This window comes from Halorhodospira halochloris (assembly GCF_002356555.2).
Taxonomy (GTDB): Bacteria; Pseudomonadota; Gammaproteobacteria; order Nitrococcales; family Halorhodospiraceae; genus Halorhodospira; species Halorhodospira halochloris.
In genome coordinates, this window is sequence record NZ_AP017372.2 from 2,641,867 (window position 1) to 2,664,000 (window position 22,134).

Here is a 22,134-nt window from a genome sequence, read left to right on the forward strand (position 1 = left end):
GGATTTGCCGAAAGATAGGCAATTTTCACTCGGGCCCTGCCCGAAAGCAACTAACAAAGTATGGATCTACTAGGGTGAGCGAAGCTTCACGCATTCCTGATCATCACCGCGATGCGCACATAACTCGCACCCGCATAATATTAGCGGGAACTGTCTGCTTAATAACGGTGTTGATAGTCTTATCCCAAATGGTGCGACTCCAAATAGTCGACCATCAGCACTACGCTACTCTCTCTCATGAAAACCGCATTAAGGTTACGCCTATTCCACCGACTAGAGGATTAATATACGATCGCAATGGACACGTGCTAGCAGAGAACCGCCCTTCATATCAGTTGACTTTAATTCCTGAGCGAGTTCCTGATCTCGAAAAAACCCTCGAGCAGATTTCTCAAATAGTCCATGTCAGTGATGCTCAAAAGGAGCGATTCAAAACTCAGCTGCAACGCTCACGTCGCTTCGAGGAGGTGCCTCTTCGATCTCAACTCGATGATGAAGAAGTAGCCAAACTGGCGGTACACCGGCACCGCTTTCCAGGCATGGAGGTGAATGCCCGCTTAGTCCGGCACTACCCCAACCCGAACCATTCGAGTCATGCTGTAGGACACGTCGGGCACATAACCCGCGAAGACTTAAGGCGCATTGATCAGTCCACTTATCGCGGTACTCACCATATTGGCAAGAGCGGTATTGAGCTCGCTTTTGAAGATACCTTGCGCGGTGAGGTTGGCTTTGAGCGTGTCGAAACCAATGCCTTAGGCAGAGTTATTCGCAGCATAGAGCGCACCCCCCCGAAGCCCGGTAACGATTTGATCTTAACTATAGATAGTAAGCTGCAGGAGGTTGCCGAGCGGGCCATAGGTGATGAAAGAGGAGCAGTCGTCGCCATAGAGCCGCAGAGCGGGGAGATATTGGCCCTAGCCAGTCAACCCAGCTATGACCCGAATAAGTTTGTCGAGGGCATGACACATCAACGTTTCCGTGAGCTCGAACGAACTGGCTGGCAGCCGCTTTACAATCGCGCTAGCCGCGGCACCTACTCACCGGCTTCGACTATAAAGCCTTTCGTCGGCCTCGCAGCACTTGAGCATGGAGTGATTGAAAAGGACACAGAAGTCAATTGCGATGGAGAATTCTTCCTGGAGGGGCGTGATCGACCCTACCGCTGCTGGCGAGAGACCGGTCACGGCGACATTAACTTCGGCCAGGCTCTAGCTGAGTCCTGTAATGTTTTTTTCTATGACACCTCCTTCAAGCTAGGCATCGACCGAATGTCAAAATTCTTGGAACAGTTCGGTTTTGGGGCGCAGACAACCTCAGACATCCCTGGCGAGCGACGCGGTGTTTTACCTTCCCGTGACTGGAAAAGGGGCGCCATCGGGCAGGGATGGTTTCACGGAGAGACGGTAATAACGGGCATTGGCCTAGGTTATTTTAATGCTACCCCCCTGCAGCTGGCTACGGCCACCGCCATCCTCGGCAATAGGGGCGAACTAATAACGCCACGACTGGTTAGAGGTGTAGCTGACGGCGCCAACAATGATCAGAACTCGGCAATTGAACTGGGCCAAGCCACGGAAACCACACCAACTCAACGCATAGATATTGATGACCCATCCCACTGGGAAGAGACTATCGAGGGCATGCGTCTTGCGATACAGCACTACCGCGGAACCGCCCGGCTGATCAACGAGAACTTAAACTACGACTTCGCTGGCAAGACTGGAACGGCGCAAATCACCGAAAGAGACGTCGATGACGACGAAGAGAGACCAGAACACCTGCGCAACCACGCGCTATTTATCGGCTTGGCCCCAGCAGACGACCCCCAAATAGCAATAGCGGTGGTCATTGAGCACGGCGGTAGTGGCGGTGCCGCAGCCGCACCAGTAGCACGAGCAGTTGTAGACTACTGGATGCTGCAAGATAAAACCTACCTCCAACAGCTAGAGCAGGGGCGGATAGATGCGAGCGAAGTTGAAGACGAAGAGGATTCTGAACTCGAGATAGCCCCATGAACACCTCTACCGCACTCCCCGATCACCGCGGCGTAAACGTCCGCCAGTCTTTTCTACAATCACGGCTCCATATTGATGGAACCATGGCTACAGCCCTGCTGGTACTCGCAGTATTTGGAGTGGCTGTGCTTTATAGCGCTTTTGGCGAAGACTGGGCCCAGACCCAGCAACAAGTTATTAGGGTCTCGCTCGGATTTTTGGCCCTCTTCGTCTTTGCTCAAATACCTCCGCGAACTTTGCGCCGTTGGGCACCATGGATTTTTGGCCTAGGGCTGGCCCTATTGTTAACTGTGATGATCAAGGGGGCAATCGGCCAAGGAGCTCAACGCTGGATAGAGATTGGATTTATTCGCTTCCAACCTGCTGAGCTAATGAAGCTCGCATTACCAATCATGATAGCCTGGTTGCTTGCAGATTCCGATGTCCCCCCTCGCCCCTCCCGAGTACTACTAGCCATAGGGTTGATACTGGTACCAACGGCGCTCATAGTCCTGCAACCTGACCTTGGCACTGCTGTTCTTGTCGCAGCCGCCGGCCTGTTTGTCTTGTTCATTGCCGGCATCAGCTGGCGATGGATTGCTGGAGGGTTAGCAACCCTCTGCGTTAGCGTGCCACTATTGTGGTTTTTTGTGATGCATGACTATCAAAGGGCCCGGGTTATGACCTTCATTAACCCGGAATCCGACCCCTTAGGAGCCGGGTATCACATAATTCAGTCCAAGATAGCTATCGGTTCGGGAGGGCTGTTTGGTAAAGGTTGGTTAAACGGCTCCCAGGCACATTTGGAATTCATTCCTGAAAGGCATACTGACTTCGTTCTGGCGGTAGTAGCAGAAGAATTTGGCTTGGTTGGCGTAGCGCAACTGCTCGCCGTCTATCTGATAGTGGTTGGTAGAGGGCTATATATTGCTGCCATGGCTCAAGATAATTTCAGCCGATTACTGGCTAGCAGCATATCCCTAACATTTTTCACCTATGTTGTAATAAACGCTGGCATGGTTTCCGGACTACTTCCCGTAGTTGGGCTGCCACTTCCTCTCATCAGCTTCGGCGGGTCATCTTTGGTTACAGTAATGGCGGCCTTCGGCATACTGATGGCTATTCATACACACCGACGACTCTGGACATAAACACGGGCTCCTGGACATGCTCAAGCCACTGATAACCTATTATGCACTTATAGCTGCTGGTTATGTCATAGTTACTACTATTCTGGCGCTGGCACCATTTGCTACCACCCTCGCCAACCAAGGCCTATCCACTGACAAAGAAAGCTTTGTTGAGCGGATGTCCAGCCAGCATGGTTTTGATGCCGAAGAGATGCGTGATCTGTTGGCGCAGGCTCGCCACGACGATAGGGCTCTAAAAAGAATCAAAAGCCCAGCGGAGGCTTTAGAGTGGCACCGCTACCGACAAATTTTCCTAACCCGTGAAAGAATCACGGCAGGGGCAAAATATTGGCAAGAGCATGAGAAGATTATTGATGATGTCGTAGACAAGTTCGGGGTAGAAGCGCATATCCTAATTGCCATACTTGGAGTGGAGAGCTACTACGGGGAGCGCTCGGGTGATCATCGGGTCCTTGATGCGCTAAGTACGTTGGCGTTCCAGTACCCGCCACGCAGTTCTTTCTTCCGCAACGAACTCGAGGCCTTCTTGCTGCTAGCCAAGCAGCATGGCCTTGATCCCACAGAGATTTATGGCTCCTATGCAGGGGCGATGGGCAAACCGCAATTCATTTCCTCAAGTTACAAGCATTATGCTGTAGCTGCCGATGGCGATGGACAAGCCGACCTATTCAATAACGTCGCCGACGCCATGGCCAGTGTTGCAAATTACCTCAACAAGCACGGTTGGCAACATAACGGACAGATCACCAACAGGACAGAGGCGGATGGATCTGAGTGGGAGAAGGCTCTGGCATCGCTAAACAGACCTGTGCGCAGCGAATATACCGCTGAGCAGCTTACCAATCTCGGCGTTAAGATACCCCAAGACGCGGCTGGCAGCGATAGACTCGGGCTTATTAAACTTGAAGCCGAGGATGGTCCCGAGCTGTGGCTAACGCACACTAACTTCTATGTCCTCACCCGATATAACCATAGTGCACTCTATGCCATGGCGGTTTATCAACTTGCAGAGGCAATATTAGAGGAGCATAAGAGGTGACGCAGGGGCTTTTTGGCAACCGGGTAAAGCTGTTCATCCCAATCAGCTCGTTCTTGGTATACCAATTGCTATGCGGGTGTTCCACAACCCCTGAGCAAGCTGAAGATCCGGCAATTGAGCATGAACCAAGTGAAGAGCCAGACGCACACGCACCACCTGGACCTGACGTGGATCCGTCAGCACGAGTGGCCGGTGACGGTCCTTCGCTTCACCGCAGTCGGGAAGAGCTAACCAGCATTCCCGATGCAGTGCCACGCAAAACCAACCGGAGCCGCTACGGCAATCCCGAAACCTATGAGGTGTTTGGCCAGCAATATTCGGTGATGGATTCTGCTGAAGGTTTCACCCAGCGCGGCTACGCTTCATGGTATGGCAGACAGTTTCATGGCCAACGCACATCCAGCGGGACCCCATATGACATGTATGCGATGACCGCTGCCCACCGCGAGATCCCTTTGCCAAGCTGGGCGGAGGTGACCAACCTGGAAAATGGCCAAACTATCGTCGTTAAGATCAATGATCGGGGCCCTTTTGTTGACACCGACCGGAGGATAATCGATCTTTCTTATGCAGCAGCGGTAAGACTTGATATCGATGATCGCGGCACAGCACCTGTAAAGATCAGGGTGATAGAGACACCCCCCCCTCAGCAGGAAGAGGGGAAGTTAGCTTCTGTGGAGCAGACTGAAAAGAGCCAAACACATCATCCTACGCCGGCATACAACCAAATACCAGTTACCAGTTTTGATCATTTCATTGCGGCCGCCGACCAACTTCCCCCTCTTGAAAGCAACGCAGAAGCAGCATACCTCCAAGCGGGCGCCTTTAGTTCCAGGGATAATGCCAAAAGAACGCAACAGAAGCTCCGCCAGTTTAAGCATCCGGTCGAGATAGATGAAATCAATAGAGAACAAGGGGTTATATACAGGGTCATACTCGGGCCAATAAAAGGCGCTGATGAACTCGAAAACACTAGGGCAGATTTAGAAAAAATCGGGGTTGACGCCATACCCGTGCGCTCTATGGAATGATCATCCTCTCCACGAGGGAACCTCTAAAACTGCCCTGGCGCCATCATCTGCCCCGGTGTGGAGGTCTTGGCGCCAGGGATGGCGCCATGAAGCCTCCAGGAATGGATTCACGGCGCCCTCCACACCGGGGCAGATGATGGCGCCAGGGCAGTTTTAGAGGTTCCCACGAGCACCCCTATAGGTTTGGTCACGAGAGGTTAGACCACATTGTGGAGCGCTTCGGAATCTCGGAGTACAATGCTCCGGTATGCCAACAGCATGTAGCTACATATCCTGAGGTAAATATAGACCATGAGAAAAGCCTTTGTCAGCTTGGTCGCGGCAACGCTAATTGGTTTTTGCTGCTCCCTGTCAGTTGTTGCCGATGATTCGCGTTGGGGACAACCAATCGTTGAGGCTGTACCAACTCCTTCACCACCTAGCATAGGCTCGCCAAGTTTTATACTTGTTGACATCAAAAGCGGTAATATCATCGCTAAACGCGACCCACACGAACAGTGGGAACCAGCGAGCCTAGCCAAGATGATGACCGCGTACGTAGTCTTCCGCGAGCTTAGCGCCGGTCACATAGACTTAGAAGATCGCGTCACCATAAGTGAACGGGCTTGGCGCTCCCAGGGATCACGCATGTTCGTTGAAGTCGGCGAACAGGTGTCTGTCAAAAAGCTTCTCCAAGGCTTGATCATTCAATCAGGCAACGACGCCGCAGTAGCTCTGGCTGAGCATGTAGCCGGAGACGAAGATACTTTTGCCCAGGTTATGAATCAGGAGGCACAACGCTTGGGCATGGAGAATACTCAATATGCCAATTCTACCGGCATGCCGAATGCGGAGATGTATACAACAGCATTCGACACCGCACGCTTAGCTCGGGCAATCATTGAAGAGCATCCTGAGTTTTACAATTGGTATTCGCAACGCTCTTTTGAATACGCCGGCATCGTGCAACATAATCGCAACCGTTTGCTATGGCGCGATGAGAGCGTGGACGGCTTGAAGACCGGCTATACCAGCTCGGCCGGATACAATCTCACCACATCCGCTGAAAGAGCAGAAATGCGGCTCATATCGGTAGTATTAGGGGCTGATAGCGAAGACGCCCGTGCCCAGCAAAGCCACCAACTACTCAACTACGGGTTCCGCTTCTTTGAAACTCATCGCCTTTATAGCGCACAAGAGCGACTCAGCGAGGCCCGTACCTGGAAAGCTGATAAGGAGTCTTTGGAGTTAGGCATCGCAGAGGATCTCTATGTAACGATTCCGCGCCGGGAAAGAGATAATCTTAGCGCCTCGGTAAGGCTCCACGACGAGCTAATCGCCCCAATTACTCAAGGCGAAGAGATCGGCGAGGTGGATATCGTACTTGCGGGGGAGGTCATCCACACCGAGCCACTAATAGCCCTAAATGACCTTGAAGAAGGTGGGCTATGGCGCCGGTTAGTGGATAGCCTTTGGCTAAGATTCCAGTAAAGCTTTGTTTTAGTCATGCCTGAGCATTCTATCTGCTATCTCAACGGTCGCATGCTACCGCTCGATCAGGCCCATATCTCACCGCTTGATCGGGGTTTCCTTTTTGCCGACAGCGTATACGAGGTTATCCCCGTATACGCTGGCAAGCCCTTCCTGCTCGAGGCTCATCTGCAAAGGCTACACAGTTCTCTAGATGCTATCAGGATGTCCAACCCTCACAGCTACGCTGATTGGGAAGACATATTGACGAGGTTATGCAGCCTTAACGGGGGTGGTGATCTTGCTTTATATCTTCAGATTACCCGCGGCAGCCCTGTCCAAAGACGACACGAATTTCCCGCCGATGGTAACCAACCCACTATCTTTGCGATGGTCAGTGAGCTGCCTTCACCGACAAACCATGGATTAAAGGCAATAACACTTGAGGATACACGCTGGGCGCGCTGTGACATAAAAAGCACTGCTTTGCTGGCCAACGTTTTGCTGCGCCAGAGCGCAACGGACAACGGTGCTGATGAGGCAATCCTGCATCGCAACGGCTTAGTTACCGAAGGCGCAGCCAGTAGTCTGTTTATTGTTAAGGACCGGCACCTGAGTACGCCACAACTGAATCACGACGTTTTACCTGGGGTTACACGCAATGCGATTCTTGCTCTGGCCGAGCAATATGGCTTACCGCACAGCTGCCGCGAGATTCATATCGACGAACTGAGCAACGCCGATGAGGTCTGGCTAACCAGCTCAACCAAGGAAGTAGCCCCGGTCATTGAGATTGATGGCCACCCCATTTGTGAAGGAAGACCTGGCCCTATACATGAGTCCATGCGCCTCTGGCTAGACAAACTGAAAGAGGAAAGCTAAATGGTCACGGCCTTGCTAGACACCCAGGTAAGTTATCTGGGGTTGCGCGACTACACCGACACCTGGCATGAGATGCGCAAACTAACCACTCAACGTTGCCCAGATAGCCCTGATCAAGTCTGGATAGTTCAACACCCGAGCGTATATACCCTAGGCCAATCAGGCAAGGAAGAGCATATTTTGAATCCGGGAGATATACCAGTAATCCACTCCGACCGGGGCGGCCTGGTTACCTGGCATGGCCCTGGACAGATTATCGCTTACCCGCTGCTCGATCTCCGGCGCTGGGGCATATCTGTACGCGAACTGGTACACGCCCTGGAACAAGCTGTCATCTCACTTCTAGCAATACACGAGGTCGCCTCACACAGACGCGAAGGGGCGCCCGGTGTCTATGTCGATGGTGCCAAGATCGCCGCCTTGGGAGTAAGGGTAAAGAATGGCCGCTGCTACCATGGGGTCGCCCTAAACGTCAGTAACGATCTTGAACCATTTTCTAGGATTAACCCTTGTGGTATGAAGGATATGCCTACAACACGCCTCTACGACCATGGTGTCACACCATCGCTGGATAGAGCGGAAGTAGAGTTGGGAATTCACTTGCTAGCCGCACTCGAAAGAGAAGCAAAACACTGAAGTGGGCCTCTCCAGGCTCTTTTTTTAGCCCCTAAAACTCGACTAGGCTATCTTTAATTACCTATGTGGAATCTATAAGACAGCGCTCGAGCCCATTGGCTCAGGCGCTGTCTTTAGAGGCGTCGTACGGATGAGGCAAACGCTCCATTAAGTAGCACAGTACATCATCGCGAATTGCCTTTTCGTTGACCGCCAGCATAGCCGGCATAGCCGGTCGGCGCAGGCGAATAGAGTCGCCATCACGAACAAAGAAATCCGCGGCTGCCTCTCGGCCCTCATTGTCCTCAACTGAAAAAAATGCCCCCCGTGCCGGATCAGTCCAGGCAAATAGAGTCCCCGCAGGCAAATCGCGGAAGTTATACAACTCCAAATCGCTGGTCAAATGCAAATCGACTTCCCGCTCGCCACCAAACCCGAAGCTGTGGTGGCTAGGCACCCTGACGGCACCAACCGTATGGTATATATCAATTTCTCGCGGCGGATGCTCCTGGATGGTTGCTAGATGCAGCGCCGCATCCACCAATTCGGCCGCGTGCTCTGCTGCACCCGGACTACCCGCCTGTCCACACTCAATGGTGGTGGCAGGACAAAGCTTGGCCATTGCCAAAGACAGTACCCCATGAGGTCGCGTGAAGTACACGACCGTTCGCGAAAAAAGTGCTGCAAGCTGTAAATAAGGACCATCAAGCTTGTTTACGCAGCCATAATGGGGATTAAGACCAGTGTTGTTGTGGATATCAATAGCTGCAAAACAGCCACGCGACTTCACTCGCGCTATCACCTCAGCAGCAAGCCTTTTCTCAGGCGAATCGGGTAAGGCCGTACCAGGCCAAACGCGGTTCATATCCGGCTGCTCTGGAAGCTTTCGCAACCCTCGCCGGGCAGCTGCAACATTTCCTACAAACAACAAGATCGTGCGCGGTAACTCACGCTCCCGATATTTATTAAAGATAAGCTGTAGCGCATCCAGGCCGGTGGTTTCATTGCCGTGCAACAAGATAGAAACAAACAGGGGAGGCTCCCTGCGCCCTACGATCTCTATCAGGCTCGGCCCGCCAAGCAGCTGCTGCAAGTCGCTTGCCTTGGCCGCAAGAAACCCCTCTGGTAAACCACTATATACATTCAGCATAGATTATCTTTTGCATGCTCAAAATTTTTATGAAGAGGCCTTTTACTGCCACTGGATGAGCAGCATAATACAGTTCCAGAAGGATTTACGAATCCTCACGAGCGCCCCAATAAACTTCCCCGGCCCCACCCACTATCTGCCCCGGTGTGGAGGCCTTGGCGCCAAGGGTGGCGCCATGAAGACTCCAGGGAGGGATTCAAGGCACCCTCCAAACCGAAGCAGCCGGCTCAGCGGGGATTTTATTGAGGCCCCCAACTGGAGGAGGCATACCTATGTCTGGCTTTGATAGCGAAACAACTCCCCTTGAATTTCCTTGCCAGGTTGGTATTAAGGCGATGGGATCTTCCACGGCCAACCTGACGGACAGGGTTGAGGAAATCGCTTCGTCACACGCCCAGGTAGTCAACACCAAAACCACAGCAAGCCGCAATGGACGTTACGTTTCAGTCACAGTGACTGTAGAAGCCAGCAGCCGCGAGCAGCTAGAGGATATCTACGGTGCCCTCCAGAGTGATGATGCTGTCATAATGACCCTTTGAGAGCCACGTAGCAAAGCACTTAACCATGACAGGTTACCCTGACAGCCGCCTGGATCGCGCCCTTGACTGGTGTCAACGGGTGCTCGAAACGAGTGTGACAGCCGCACCAGCAGCATCTGATGCCAGCTCCAGGCGCTATTTCCGTATCACAAGGGTAGGTTCTGACCCCTACCGCCCTGTCCAGGAAAACGGCCACGTCACCAGTTACATACTAATGGACGCACCGGGCCAGGGGGACAGTACCGCCGCCTTTGTGCGCATTGGCTGGATGATGCGCCAAGCTGGGCTTAACACCCCTAGGATCATCGCTGCCGACTACCGTAACGGCTTCCTACTTCTAACCGATCTTGGTCAATTGACTTACCTCGACGCGCTCACAGAACAGGGCCAGTCGCCCGAACCATTGTTCTCAGCCGCCATTACAGCTCTTATCGATTGGCAGCTAAGCAGCCGTCCTGCGAGGTTGCCGGAATTCTCCGCCCGCTTACTCCGAGCCGAGCTCGACTTATTCACCAATTGGTATTTAGAGCATCACTGTGCTCTTAATCTATCCGTCTCCGCTAAGAGTGAGATAGACGGTTTATTCGACTGCATAGTTGAACAACTTATAAGCCAGCCACAAGTATATGTGCACCGCGATTTTATGCCCCGCAACTTGATGATTTCTCAACCCCTCCCCGGGGTACTTGACTACCAAGACGCAGTAACTGGCCCAGCCAGTTACGACCCGGTATGCCTATACCGTGACGCCTTCTTAAGCTGGCCAATCGACTTTGTTCGAGAAGGCCTTTATGCATATTGGCGGCAAGCACGCCAGGCGGGGGTTCCACTCGATGATTCTTTCGACAAGTTCTGGATAGATTGTCAATGGACTAGCTTGCAACGCCATTTCAAGGTAATAGGAATCTTTGCGCGGCTTTTTTATCGTGATGGCAAAACTAGCTACCTTAGAGATGTGCCACGCTTTTTCGGCTACCTGCGCAGCGCGGCCGAGTCATTGGAGTGCCGAGAAAAGGTCGATTTTGTTCTGCAGTTGGCCAACAAATCGGGTGAGCAGACATGAAAGCTATGATACTCGCCGCCGGGCGCGGCGAAAGAATGCGGCCCCTAACCGATCTGACGCCTAAGCCACTAATAGAGGTTGGCGGCCAACCACTTATCAGCAGGCACCTGGAAAGATTAAAGCAGGCCGGTGTGGATGAGGTCATTATCAATACGGCATGGCTTGGCGAGCAGATAGAAGAGTATGTCAGTGATGGCCACCCTTGGGGTGTGAAAGTAGTCTATAGCCGTGAGGCAAAGGGCGCACTAGAGACCGGAGGCGGCATATTGAAGGCAATGCCCCTGCTAGGCAATCAACCCTTCTGGTTAGTAAACGGCGATATATGGACCGATTTCCCCTTTGCTCGCCTGCCAGAGCGACCGAGTGATTGCGCACATCTAGTATTAGTCGACAACCCACCGCATAATGAAAAAGGCGATTTTGCATTGGCAAACGGTCGAGTACACACTAGTGGCGCGCAAATGCTAACCTTTGCCGGCATCGCCGCTTTGAAACCTAACTTGTGGTCTGGTTACCGGCCTGGCAACTTTCCTCTCGCCCCTTTGCTTCGCCGCGCAGCTGAACTGGGCCGAGTAAGCGGTGATTACTGGCCAGGCGCTTGGCACGATATCGGTACACCTGAGCGGTTGCAGGCTGCTCGCCAGGCTATTTAAAGGAGAGCATCAGGTGGGACAGGAGATCGCCAAATCCCGCTTCAGTGCTGCAGATTTTCGCCGCTTTCGCCAAGCTCTCAAGGAAGAGACCAACCTGCTAAGTGAATGGATTAATAAAGGCAAGTTGGCTGACGACGGCCTGCGCTTTGGACTCGAGTTAGAGGCCTGGCTGATAGATGGCCACGGCTCACCAGCCCCGTTGAGCGATAGGGTTCTAGGCAACACAACCGATCCAAGAGTTGAGAATGAGCTAGCCCTGTTCAACCTTGAGATCAACACCGATGTCAGGGATCTGCTCAATGCCCCATTCTCAGCTCTTAGCAACGAGTTGAGTAAGCGTTTGCTGAATGCCCATGAGGCTGCCCAACAAGAAGACGCAGCAGTATGCCTTATCGGCATCCTACCCTCAGCCACTGAGGCTGATGTATCTCTTGATAATATAACTCCTTCGCCGCGCTACAGCGCCCTTAACGAACAAGTTCTCGCCCTGCGCAACGGCCAGCCTCTAGCCCTTAATATCGAAGGTACTGAGCAGATATCAACCACCCGTACCGATGTCATGCTGGAGGCCATGACAACCTCCCTGCAGCTTCATCTGCAGCTTCCGGCAGATCGAGCCAGCTACTACTTTAACGCAGCGATTGCTCTCTCTGCTGCGACTGTAGCGGCTGCAGCGAACTCTCCATATTTTTTCGGCCGCAGACTCTGGGAAGAGACGCGTATCCCTGTCTTTGAACAGGCAGTCGCTGTAACCCAGCTTGAGCCTGGGGGAGCGGGCACCCTTGCTCGAGTAGGATTCGGCAGCGGCTACGCGCGCGACAGCCTGCTGGATTTCTTTATCGAAAACCGCCAACACCATCCTGTACTACTACCAATGCTTCTCGATACACCTCATGAGCAGCTAGCCCACCTGCGCCTGCACAATGGCACCATTTGGCGCTGGAATCGACCCCTGGTAGAAACGACCGAAGACGGCTGCCAACTCCGCCTTGAACATAGAGTGATGGCGGCAGGACCTACCATAAGTGATGTTATTGCTAACGCGGCGTTTTTCTATGGGGCAGTAGCTGAACTGGCCGAATCTGAGAAACGTCTGATCGAAAGATTGCCTTTTCACGTGGCAGAACAGAACTTCTATCGCGCCGCCCGTTATGGTCTGTCAGCCGAGGTTGAGTGGCTTGATGGCTGGTACGGTACCGTTAGGGAATTGATCCTCGACAAATTGCTCCCCGCCGCGAGAAGGGGGTTAGCTCGGGCCGCAGTGAATATGAAAGATGCTGGAGAACACCTTAAGGTCATTGAACAAAGAGTAGCTTCGGGCCAGACAGGTGCTGCCTGGCAAGCAAACTGGGTAGCCAAGCATGGCCACGACATGCAGGCACTTACATTGGCCTACCTGGAACAATCGCGCTCAGGCAACCCAGTGCATACCTGGCAGCTGTGACAACTAAGGGTCTGCTAGCAAAAACCGGCGGCTATTGGCTGTGCGCGGCCCTGTTTTTAAGCCCTTTAGCTGAGGCTGAAGACTCTTCCTCAAATATTCTCAGTGAAGACCAGAACGAGAACGCAGAGGAGCTGCCAGCTAGCACATCGGCTGGACTCGAAGATCCACGGCTACTGCGCCGAATCCAACTCTGTGGCCCACCGCTCGCAGCGCCGCCCGATTCTGTAGATCGGTCCAAGCGCAATGATCCACAGACTCCCTGGCAGCTCGAAGCTGATGAGATCAGTGGCAACTATTTGCTTGGCATATACACCCTGCGTGGCCGTGCCGGACTGCAGCGCCTAGATCAGCTCCTGCATGCTGATAACGTCGAGTTGAATGAGGCTGAGGGGCTCGCAATTGTTCCTAATCAATTCACCTATTCTGAGGCAGGCTTAAATCTGTGGGGTGGTGCGGGTCGATTCGACATTCATGCTGACAGCTTGGAGGTCGATAGAACTGAATTCAGGCTCTTTCCCTACCACCAAGGCGCAGCCCGCAGACTTCTCAGCACCGGGGCAGAAATGGCGCGCATAGAGGATTTACGTTACTCGACATGCCCTCCAGGTGAAGAGATGTGGTTGCTCCAGGCCGGGTCTCTGGAAATTAACTATGAAACAGGATTCGGCACGGCACGCCACGCTCGTCTTGAGGTCGGAGGTATACCCTGGATCTACACCCCCTACCTCCGATTCCCAGTCGATGACCAGCCCCGTACTGGGCTCCTACCACCAAGCTTTGGTCAGTCCGAGTCCGATGGTGGGCACTTCACCCTGCCGCTATACATTCGGCTTGCCCCGAATTACGATCTTACTCTGGCTCCTACATACTACTCTCGCCGTGGGGAGAAGATTGGCGGAGAATTTCGCTACTTACGTCCCGAACTTGAGGGTGAATTTACCGCAGAGTACATGGACAGTGACGATGTATATACCGAGCACTTAAGTGAACAGGGCCACGCCGATCCCGATAAGCCGCGCTGGGCCGTCGATTGGCAACACAGTGGAGACTTACCCTACGGCATCGATTATGGCATTGAGCTTGAGAGAGTGAGCGATGAAGATTACCTGCGTGACTTCTCCTCAGATCTGGTCGGCAGCAGTGGCACAGAGCTGGAGAGCAAAGGCTATGCAGAACAGTCCATAGGCAATCACTCCTGGGAGGCAGAAATACAGCATTGGCAAAATCTTCGACCTGGATCTGATGACCCCTACCGACACTGGCCGGCGATTTGGTATGAACACAATCCCGGACTACTCCCAGGCAACTTAGAGTACCGCTTAGAAGCTCAGGCCATCCAGTTTGAACTGCCCGATGAAGCCAAAGAAGAAGGTGATGCGCAGCGACCCACAGGCAGGCGCTACCATATCAACCCACGCCTATCTTGGCCCGTTCATAGACAGGCTTTTTTCTTAGAGCCTGCGCTGAGCCTTCACCACTCGCACTATGATACGACCAACCATCTACCTGATGATCACGACGGTGATAGCCCATTTGCGGAGGGCAAATTAGACCGTACGGTGCCCATAGCCAGTATAGACGCCGGCATATTTCTCGAACGCCCCTTTATCTTTGGTCAACGACCATTTTTACAAACCCTCGAACCGCGTATCTTTTATCTTTACGCTCCATACGAGGAGCAAGGCCAATTTCCCATTTTCGACACCGGTGAACGCCCAAACACAGTTGCCCAGCTCTTCCAGGAAAACCGCTTCTCGGGAGTAGACCGTATTGCAGATGCCAATCAGATAACTACCGCTGTCACCACCCGTTTGCTTAACGTAACCGAAGGCTCTGAACCGTTTCGAGCCAGCGTCGGCCAGGTGCACTACTTGCATGATCGCCGAGTAACATTGCCAGAAGACCAGGACTCTGAAGAGTTATCCCGGTCACGTTCAGACATCTTCGCTGACGCGGAGTTACGCCTACCCGGCGATCTAAATCTACGTGCGGAGCACCGCTATGACCCGCATCGTGATGAACCTGTCGCTACCAGCTTTAGCGCCGACTGGCAGTACCGTCCCGCCCCGCGCACCTTACTAAACTTAAGCTACAGAATACGCGAAGAGCAGGACGACGATGACACGTCAATATTCGAAAGGACCCAAGACTATATAGAGGCTTCTGGAACCTTGCCTGTAGATGTAAACTGGAGCTTAGTGGGTGGCTGGCAGTACTCTCGCCTGGAACGCACTAATCTTGAAGTGGTCGGAGGAGTTGAGTACCGCTCGTGCTGTTGGGCTGTGCGCGGCGTAAGCCGGCGCTATCGGCGTGGGGCAAGCGGAGAGCTGGAAAACACCATAATGCTCGAGTTCGAGCTTACCGGGCTTACCCGGTTTGGCGATGACACCGAGTCTTTCATCAAAGACATAGTGCAGGATTATGATGAAGCTGTATTCTAGTGTTAACTGCTAAAATCGAAAAAGCACTCTCAGTGGAGCACATATTATCAGCAACATGCAAAGACTAACCGTAATCACCGTACTGATAGCCCTGCTTACTGCAACAGGCGTATTGGCAAGCGAGCGCCTTGACCGGATTGTCGCCGTCGCTGATCAGGAGATTGTTCTGGCTTCTGAACTGGAGCGTGAAGTTCAGGGCATCCAGAGTCAACTTATGCAGCAAGGGCAACCGCTGCCAGACCTCGATCAACTGCGCCGTCAGGTTCTAGAGCGCCTAGTTATGCAGCGGCTGCAGCTTGCGCATGCACAACGCGCCGGAGTAAGAATAGATGATGCCACTCTCGACGCCGCCATGCAGCGAATAGCCGCGCAAAACAACATGACTTTGACTCAGCTGCGCAGTGCTGTAGCTCAGCAGGGCATGGATTTCGCCGAGTTCCGCTCCGGCCTACGGGATGAAATCGCCATCAGCCAACTCCACCAAGCCATTGTGCAACAAGAGGTTGATGTCTCACCCAGGGAGATAGAAGATGCAGTTGAGGCAGCGGCAGCGCAGGATAATATCGAATATCTTGTCGCGCATATACGCGTTGGCACTCCTGAAGGCGCTTCCCCTGAGCAGTTGCAAAGCGCCGAGGAGCGTGCCAAACAGCTTCGCGAGCAGGCGCTGGAGGAAGACACTGACTTTCAATCACTAGCTGAAACCTTCTCCGACGCTGCCAGTGCTGAAGACGGAGGAGTACTTAGCTGGAGACTGCCTGGGCAACTGCCTGGCTCTATAGCTGAACCAGCAACCGAATTGGAGACCGGGGAAATCAGCCAGGTAATCCAGGCGGCGGACGGCTTTCACATCGTCAAGCTATTGGACAAACGCCGCGAAGATGCCCAAATCGTGGAGGAGACAAAATCGCGCCATATCTTACTTCAAACAGATGAAGGGGTCACTGACGACGATGTCCGGCAAAGGCTGGAGAGCTTTCTTGAGCGAATTGAAGAGGGTGAGAGCTTTGAATATCTCGCTCGCATGTACTCAGAAGACCCAGGCAGTGAGGCAGATGGCGGCAACATCGGCTGGACCTCCCCAGGGCAACTGGTACCTGAATTCCAGGAACAGCTCGACAAGCTTGAGCCCGGCGAGACAAGCGAGCCTTTTCAGACTCAATACGGCTGGCACATCGTCCGCGTAGAGGAACGCCGCGAGCGTGACGTCACCGATGAGCAGCGACGAGAGCAAATTGCTCAGCAGATATTTGAGCGCAAGAGCCAAGAAGCCCTTGAGCAGTGGCAACGACAGCTCCGCGAGGAGTCCTACGTCGACTACCGCCTGGAGAGCCCATGAGTTGCACCCCGAGGATAGCAGTCACCTGCGGCGAACCGGCCGGCATAGGCTATGAGCTTGTTGCCGCAGCGGCCTGTAGCCAGCAGAAAGCTGAAATAGTAGCCATAGGCGACCCTGATCTTCTCCGCCAGCGCTCTAAGGTTTATTCTTGCCCAGCCCAAGAACTAGAGCTTTTCCCTTGGCAAAGCCAAAACCCTCCATGCGGTCACACAGCAGGTCGCTTGCCGGTTGATGGCGTTGAGCTAGCGACTCCAGCGCAGGCAGGAGTCCTTAACCCCGCCAACTCGCCAGCGGTCATTAAGACACTCCAGCGCGCAGTTAACCTGACGCTCGATAACCAGGTTGATGCCATAGTTACAGCGCCAGTACATAAAGGGGTTATAAACGAGGCCGGGATCCCCTTCACCGGCCACACAGAAATGCTCGCTGAACTGTTCGGCACCGCCAACCCAGTTATGATGCTCGTCGCAAAAGGGCTGCGGGTCGCGCTTGCCACTACCCACCTCCCGCTAAGAGAGGTCCCGGATGCCATTACCGATGAACTTCTAGAATGCGTAATAACCACACTACATCATGATTTAGTAGATAAATTCGCCATTGCCGCGCCCCGTATCGTAGTGACTGGTATAAATCCACACGCCGGCGAAGGAGGCCACCTAGGCAGCGAAGAGATTGACACAATAATCCCCGTGCTCGAACGACTGCGCGGCGCTGGCATGAACCTTACGGGGCCAGTACCAGCAGATACCGCCTTTATCCCAGCTGCCCTGGAAGGAACCGATGCGGTTCTGACCATGTACCATGATCAGGGCCTGCCAGTACTCAAGCGCACCGGGTTTGGCCACGCAGTTAACGTAACTTTGGGCTTGCCGATAGTCCGCACTTCTGTCGATCACGGCACAGCTTTAGAACTGGCCGGCAGCGGTCGCGCTGACTGCGGCAGCCTGCAGTCAGCAATTGACCTAGCAGCTGAGTTGGCAATTCGTCGTCAACATAGACCAACCTAACTAGGGCACTTGCTTAGGGAAGACCCACGGCCTCCTCCACAATAAGGGTGCCTTTAAAACACCTCCCCGGCGCCATCATCCGATCTGCCCCGGTATTGAGGGCGCCGTGAACCCGTCACTGGAGGCTTCATGGCGCCATCCCTGGCGCAAAGAGCTCCGCACCGGGGCAGATGATGGCGCCGGGGAGTTTTTTTAGAGGTTCCCAATAGGAGGCATGCGGCTGAGCGGGTTTCAGCGCTACTAAAAATCCCAAGTCATGCAGCGATGTTGACGAACTCTGCCACAGTTAGGCTCTCGGCACGCCGTCCTGGATCCACGCCTGCACGGACAATCTTCTGCTCATCGACCAAGCCACGTAGACTATTTCTAAGAGTCTTGCGACGGGTAGAGAAGGCTGCAGCTACCACTTTAGCGAACAGTTGTTCGTCCCTTGCCGCCGCGGGCAATTGCCGATAAGGCACCAGACGAGCGAAGCTAGACATAACTTTGGGAGCAGGAAAGAAGGCCCCGGCAGGAACATTAAAGCAGCGTTCGACATGGCAGCGATACTGAATCATAACCGAAAGTCTGCCCCTGGCTTTGGATCCAGGAGCAGCAAGCATGCGGTCAACTACCTCCTTTTGCAGCAGCAAATGCATATCTTCTATATGCTCTGCTACCGCCAATAAATGAAAGAGTATCGGCGTCGAAACGTTGTAGGGGAGGTTACCCACCACACGCAATCGCCCCTGATCCGGCAAATACGGTTGGAGATCTAGCTCAAGTACGTCTCCAACTAGAAGGTGCAAGCGTTGCCCAAAACGCTGCTCAAGAGCCAGCGCCAAATCTCTGTCCAACTCTACCGCTGTTAGGCTGCCCAGCCGATCCAATAATGGCTCCGTCAAGGCGCCCTGCCCCGGCCCAATCTCGAGCAGCTGCTGCCCTTGCTGGGGGGCAATGTGGGCAACCATGCGCTCTATAACTGCTCTATCATGCAGAAAATTTTGGCCGAATCGCTTCCTTGGCCGGTGGCTCAAGCTAACCGCTCCCGAGCTGCCTTAACTTGTGATTTAACCTGCTTTGGCGCCGTCCCGCCGATGTGGGATCGGGCTGCAACTGAGCCCTCCAGGGTCAAAACTGCATAGACATCATCTGCAATGGCTGAAGAGAACTGGCGTAGCTCTTCAAGACTCAGATCAGCCAAGTCACGGTCATTGTCAGCAGCATAACGCACTGCCTTACCTACAACTTCGTGGGCATCACGGAAGGCCACATTCTGTCTTACCAAATAATCTGCCAAATCAGTTGCTGTAGCGAATCCTGCTCGGGCAGCTTCCCTGCAGCGCTTACGGTTAACTTCCATGGCTGGCACCATGTCAGCAAATGCTGTTAGCGAGTCGCGTAGGGTATCCACACTATCGAAGATGGGCTCCTTGTCCTCTTGGTTATCGCGGTTATATGCCAAGGGCTGGCCTTTCATTAGGGTTAACAGTTGGACAAGGTTGCCCTGTGCCCGCGCCGCTTTTCCTCGCACCAGTTCGGCGACATCGGGGTTTTTCTTCTGCGGCATAATAGAAGAGCCCGTGCAGAAGCGATCAGGCAATTCGATGAAACCAAACTGTTGTGATGCCCAGAGAATCATCTCCTCAGCCATCCGCGATAAATGGACAAGGGTAATACTGGCTACTGAGGCGAACTCTATGGCGAAGTCACGATCGCTCACCGAGTCCAGAGAGTTGCGCGTCGGCGCATCAAAACCAAGTTCTTCTGCAGTAGCAGACCGATCGATGGGGAAGGAGGTGCCCGCCAAGGCAGCTGCGCCGAGTGGGCACATGTTCATGCGGCCACGACAGTCAGCCAACCGGCCCCTATCACGCTCCAGCATCTCCCACCAGGCCAGCAGATGGTGCCCCATGGTCACCGGTTGAGCCACCTGTAAATGCGTAAAGCCCGGCATAATTGTATCTGCTTCACGCTCAGCCAGATCTAACAGTCCCCTTTGAAAACGGGTAAGCTCTGAAGAAATAGCATCTATCTCAGCGCGCAGAAACAGACGAATATCGGTGGCGATTTGATCGTTACGTGAGCGCCCCGTGTGTAGTTTTTTGCCCGCCTCGCCAATCTTCTCGGTTAGACGATGCTCGATGTTCATGTGGACATCTTCTAACTGCGTCGCCCAAGGGAAGACGCCAGCTGCGATCTCCTCACCGATCTGCTCTAATCCGGCAAGAATTGAGTCCCGCTCATCTGGACTGAGCACGCCACAATCGGCTAGCATCCGTGCGTGGGCCGCAGAGCCTTGGATATCATGCAGGGCTAGGCGTGAATCAAAATCCACCGAAGCGGAGAACCTCTCAACGAAGGCATCGGTAGGCTCGCTGAAACGGCCTGTCCAAAGCTGTTTGCCGGCAGGGGAGGTAGATTTACTCATCGACAAAAATCACCGTAGTCTTAGCTATAGCTGGATGTATACTGTGTAGTTTACTAAGTTTGCGCGAGTATTTGGGAGGGGGTTGCTAAATCGCCAGGGCTGTTTGCAATATGCCCGCCGTTTGCGCCATTCTTGCATCGGGGACGGTTTAGCAACGATACTCTACGTGAACTTGCTTATAACAAACCACCGGACGGATCGATAACACAATGGCATCAGAAACCCTGCGTATTGCTACCCGCCGCTCCCAGCTCGCCCTGTGGCAGGCTGAGTACATAGCTGCCGAACTGCGTCGGCTCCACCCTGAGCTCGAGGTAGAGCTGGTGCCCATGTCCACACGCGGCGATCAGATACTCGACCAGCCTCTCGCCAAGATAGGCGGCAAAGGGCTGTTCATGAAGGAGCTTGAAGACGGGATGCTGCGCGGTGACGCAGACTTGGCGGTCCATTCAATGAAGGACATCCCCTGGCGACTGCCGGAAGGTTTCGCCCTAGCGGCAGTTTCCAGTCGAGCCGATCCGCGCGATGCCTTCGTCTCGAACAAATATACCACTCTAAGTGAGCTGCCCGAAGGGGCCTGCGTCGGAACGGCCAGTTTACGCCGGCAGTGCCAGATAAAAGACCGCCGTCCCGACTTGCACGTAGAGGTACTGCGGGGCAATGTGCAGACTCGGCTGCGCAAACTCGACGACGAGGTTTACGACGCCATAATCCTAGCCGCTTCTGGGCTCGATAGGCTCGAACTGACCGAACGCATAGCTAGCCGCTTAACCCCTGATGAGAGTCTGCCTGCCGTTGGCCAGGGAGCTCTTGGTATTGAGTGCCGGGCAGATGATGAGCGTGTCATGGATCTGGTGCGCGGCCTCGAGGACCCCTTAACGCGTACCTGTATAGATGCAGAGCGAGCCATGAATGCCCGCCTGGAAGGCAGCTGCCAAGTTCCCATAGGTGGCTTTGCCGAGCTGGGCGGGACCGAGTTGCATCTGCGCGGCTTGGTTGGAGCGCCGGACGGCAGTGAGGTAATCCGCGGGGAAAAACGCGGCCCAGGTGTAGATGCCGAGAAGCTTGGAACGGAGTTGGGCGAGGAACTTCTAGCTCGCGGCGCCGACCGGATCTTGCAACAACTTGCCGAGGAATCATGAACGGAAGCCTTGATGGCATAGGAGTAGTTGTTACCCGCCCAGCGCACCAGGCAGGGCCATTAACTGCTGCCTTGGAAAAGGCCGGGGCGGAAGTAATTGGCTTCCCTTCGCTAGCCATCAAGTCAGAGCCTGACAGCGAAACCACCAGGGCTCTTGCAGCGGAGGCAGCATCGGCAGATTGGCTGATCTTTGTCAGCCCCAATGCAGTTGAACACGGCCTTCACCGGATTAAAGAAGCTGGCGGCCCTTCTGCCAATACTCGTGTTGCCACAGTGGGGCAAGGCACCGCAGAGGCACTTCGTCACGCAGGCGTAGGAGATGTACTTTTCCCCAGGAAGGGCGCGACTAGCGAGGATTTGCTGGTCGAAACACCACTTGGCAAGGCAGCACACGAGCGAGTAATTATTGTTAGAGGGCGAGGAGGCCGTCAGCACCTCGCCGAGACTTTACGCAAACAAGGTGCAAAAGTCGACTTTCTAGAGGTGTACAGTCGCGAATGCCCGAATACCGACCCACAACAACTGCACGCTGCTATATCTCAGGGCAGAGTTCACGTTGTCATCATCACTAGTGGCGAAGTCCTGGGTAATTTTCTTACCCTAATAGGCGAATATGGCCGGCGCTGGCTCGAACAAGCCGGAGCGGTGGTTATCGGGGATAGGGTTGCGGCATTGGCGAAACCGCATTTTAGACATGTTGAAACCACACAAACTGCGGCCGAACATGAGCTTATCGCGGCCTCAGCACGGGCGGCCGCGGCCGTCGAAGAGATTCAGGAGTAG

At 53.9% G+C, this 22,134-nt stretch carries 19 protein-coding genes; 16 read left to right on the forward strand and 3 right to left on the reverse strand.

Going from position 1 to position 22,134, the window contains the following annotated elements; translation table 11 throughout:
• The first annotated feature begins 74 nt into the window (after positions 1 to 74).
• From mrdA to lipB, 7 genes are all read left to right on the forward strand, one after another.
• The gene (gene mrdA, locus HH1059_RS12145; RefSeq protein WP_231901957.1) at positions 75 to 2,018 is read left to right on the forward strand and encodes a penicillin-binding protein 2; all 1,944 of its coding nucleotides are present in this window, start codon (positions 75 to 77) and stop codon (positions 2,016 to 2,018) included.
• A complete protein-coding gene (rodA, locus tag HH1059_RS12150; protein ID WP_096406425.1) occupies positions 2,015 to 3,148 on the forward strand; it encodes a rod shape-determining protein RodA in 1,134 nt (377 codons plus the stop codon). The genes mrdA and rodA overlap by 4 nt, the downstream gene beginning before the upstream one ends.
• Positions 3,149 to 3,164: 16 nt before the next feature.
• On the forward strand, positions 3,165 to 4,187 hold the full coding sequence (mltB, locus tag HH1059_RS12155; RefSeq protein ID WP_096406430.1) for a lytic murein transglycosylase B: 1,023 nt from the start codon (positions 3,165 to 3,167) through the stop codon (positions 4,185 to 4,187).
• Positions 4,184 to 5,218, forward strand: a complete 1,035-nt coding sequence (locus tag HH1059_RS12160) for a septal ring lytic transglycosylase RlpA family protein (RefSeq protein WP_096406432.1) — start codon at positions 4,184 to 4,186, stop codon at positions 5,216 to 5,218. Before mltB ends, HH1059_RS12160 begins: the two co-directional genes overlap by 4 nt.
• A 291-nt stretch (positions 5,219 to 5,509) precedes the next feature.
• Positions 5,510 to 6,688 carry a D-alanyl-D-alanine carboxypeptidase family protein gene (locus tag HH1059_RS12165; RefSeq protein WP_096406436.1) on the forward strand — a complete coding sequence of 393 codons (1,179 nt, stop codon included), beginning with the start codon at positions 5,510 to 5,512 and terminating at the stop codon, positions 6,686 to 6,688.
• Between the two features lie 15 nt (positions 6,689 to 6,703).
• Complete coding sequence (locus HH1059_RS12170; RefSeq protein ID WP_096406439.1) at positions 6,704 to 7,549, forward strand: D-amino acid aminotransferase; 846 nt, start codon at positions 6,704 to 6,706, stop codon at positions 7,547 to 7,549.
• Complete coding sequence (gene lipB / locus HH1059_RS12175; RefSeq protein WP_096406441.1) at positions 7,550 to 8,185, forward strand: lipoyl(octanoyl) transferase LipB; 636 nt, start codon at positions 7,550 to 7,552, stop codon at positions 8,183 to 8,185.
• 100 nt (positions 8,186 to 8,285) lie between these two features.
• Here lipB and HH1059_RS12180 read toward each other — a convergent pair whose 3' ends face one another.
• Positions 8,286 to 9,314, reverse strand: coding sequence for a M14 family metallopeptidase (locus HH1059_RS12180; RefSeq protein WP_096406444.1), 1,029 nt, complete (start codon positions 9,312 to 9,314; stop codon positions 8,286 to 8,288).
• A 272-nt stretch (positions 9,315 to 9,586) separates the two neighbouring features.
• On the opposite strand from HH1059_RS12180, the gene HH1059_RS12185 reads away from it, so the two are divergent.
• Genes HH1059_RS12185 through pdxA form a run of 7 tightly spaced genes read left to right on the forward strand, consistent with a single transcriptional unit; the run spans position 9,587 to position 17,800 of the window.
• The gene (locus HH1059_RS12185; RefSeq protein ID WP_096406447.1) at positions 9,587 to 9,853 is read left to right on the forward strand and encodes an HP0495 family protein; all 267 of its coding nucleotides are present in this window, start codon (positions 9,587 to 9,589) and stop codon (positions 9,851 to 9,853) included.
• A 25-nt stretch (positions 9,854 to 9,878) separates the two neighbouring features.
• The gene (locus tag HH1059_RS12190; RefSeq protein ID WP_096406449.1) at positions 9,879 to 10,916 is read left to right on the forward strand and encodes an aminoglycoside phosphotransferase family protein; all 1,038 of its coding nucleotides are present in this window, start codon (positions 9,879 to 9,881) and stop codon (positions 10,914 to 10,916) included.
• Complete coding sequence (gene murU, locus HH1059_RS12195; protein WP_096406452.1) at positions 10,913 to 11,569, forward strand: N-acetylmuramate alpha-1-phosphate uridylyltransferase MurU; 657 nt, start codon at positions 10,913 to 10,915, stop codon at positions 11,567 to 11,569. Before HH1059_RS12190 ends, murU begins: the two co-directional genes overlap by 4 nt.
• Positions 11,570 to 11,582: 13 nt before the next feature.
• Positions 11,583 to 13,013: a glutamate-cysteine ligase family protein gene (locus HH1059_RS12200; RefSeq protein ID WP_096406454.1), complete on the forward strand. Its 1,431-nt coding sequence runs from the start codon at positions 11,583 to 11,585 to the stop codon at positions 13,011 to 13,013.
• On the forward strand, positions 13,010 to 15,454 hold the full coding sequence (locus tag HH1059_RS12205; RefSeq protein ID WP_096406457.1) for an LPS-assembly protein LptD: 2,445 nt from the start codon (positions 13,010 to 13,012) through the stop codon (positions 15,452 to 15,454). Before HH1059_RS12200 ends, HH1059_RS12205 begins: the two co-directional genes overlap by 4 nt.
• Positions 15,455 to 15,509: 55 nt before the next feature.
• Positions 15,510 to 16,793 carry a peptidylprolyl isomerase gene (locus tag HH1059_RS12210; protein ID WP_096406459.1) on the forward strand — a complete coding sequence of 428 codons (1,284 nt, stop codon included), beginning with the start codon at positions 15,510 to 15,512 and terminating at the stop codon, positions 16,791 to 16,793.
• A complete protein-coding gene (gene pdxA, locus HH1059_RS12215; RefSeq protein WP_096406462.1) occupies positions 16,790 to 17,800 on the forward strand; it encodes a 4-hydroxythreonine-4-phosphate dehydrogenase PdxA in 1,011 nt (336 codons plus the stop codon). Before HH1059_RS12210 ends, pdxA begins: the two co-directional genes overlap by 4 nt.
• A 254-nt stretch (positions 17,801 to 18,054) precedes the next feature.
• On the opposite strand, the gene rsmA is transcribed toward pdxA, so the two are convergent.
• Together rsmA and argH are read right to left on the reverse strand one after the other, a co-directional pair.
• Complete coding sequence (gene rsmA, locus HH1059_RS12220; RefSeq protein ID WP_096406464.1) at positions 18,055 to 18,816, reverse strand: 16S rRNA (adenine(1518)-N(6)/adenine(1519)-N(6))-dimethyltransferase RsmA; 762 nt, start codon at positions 18,814 to 18,816, stop codon at positions 18,055 to 18,057.
• Complete coding sequence (gene argH / locus HH1059_RS12225) at positions 18,813 to 20,210, reverse strand: argininosuccinate lyase (protein WP_096406467.1); 1,398 nt, start codon at positions 20,208 to 20,210, stop codon at positions 18,813 to 18,815. The genes rsmA and argH overlap by 4 nt, the downstream gene beginning before the upstream one ends.
• A 209-nt stretch (positions 20,211 to 20,419) precedes the next feature.
• On the opposite strand from argH, the gene hemC reads away from it, so the two are divergent.
• On the forward strand, positions 20,420 to 21,352 hold the full coding sequence (gene hemC, locus HH1059_RS12230; RefSeq protein ID WP_096406470.1) for a hydroxymethylbilane synthase: 933 nt from the start codon (positions 20,420 to 20,422) through the stop codon (positions 21,350 to 21,352).
• Positions 21,349 to 22,134, forward strand: coding sequence for a uroporphyrinogen-III synthase (locus tag HH1059_RS12235; protein WP_096406472.1), 786 nt, complete (start codon positions 21,349 to 21,351; stop codon positions 22,132 to 22,134). Before hemC ends, HH1059_RS12235 begins: the two co-directional genes overlap by 4 nt.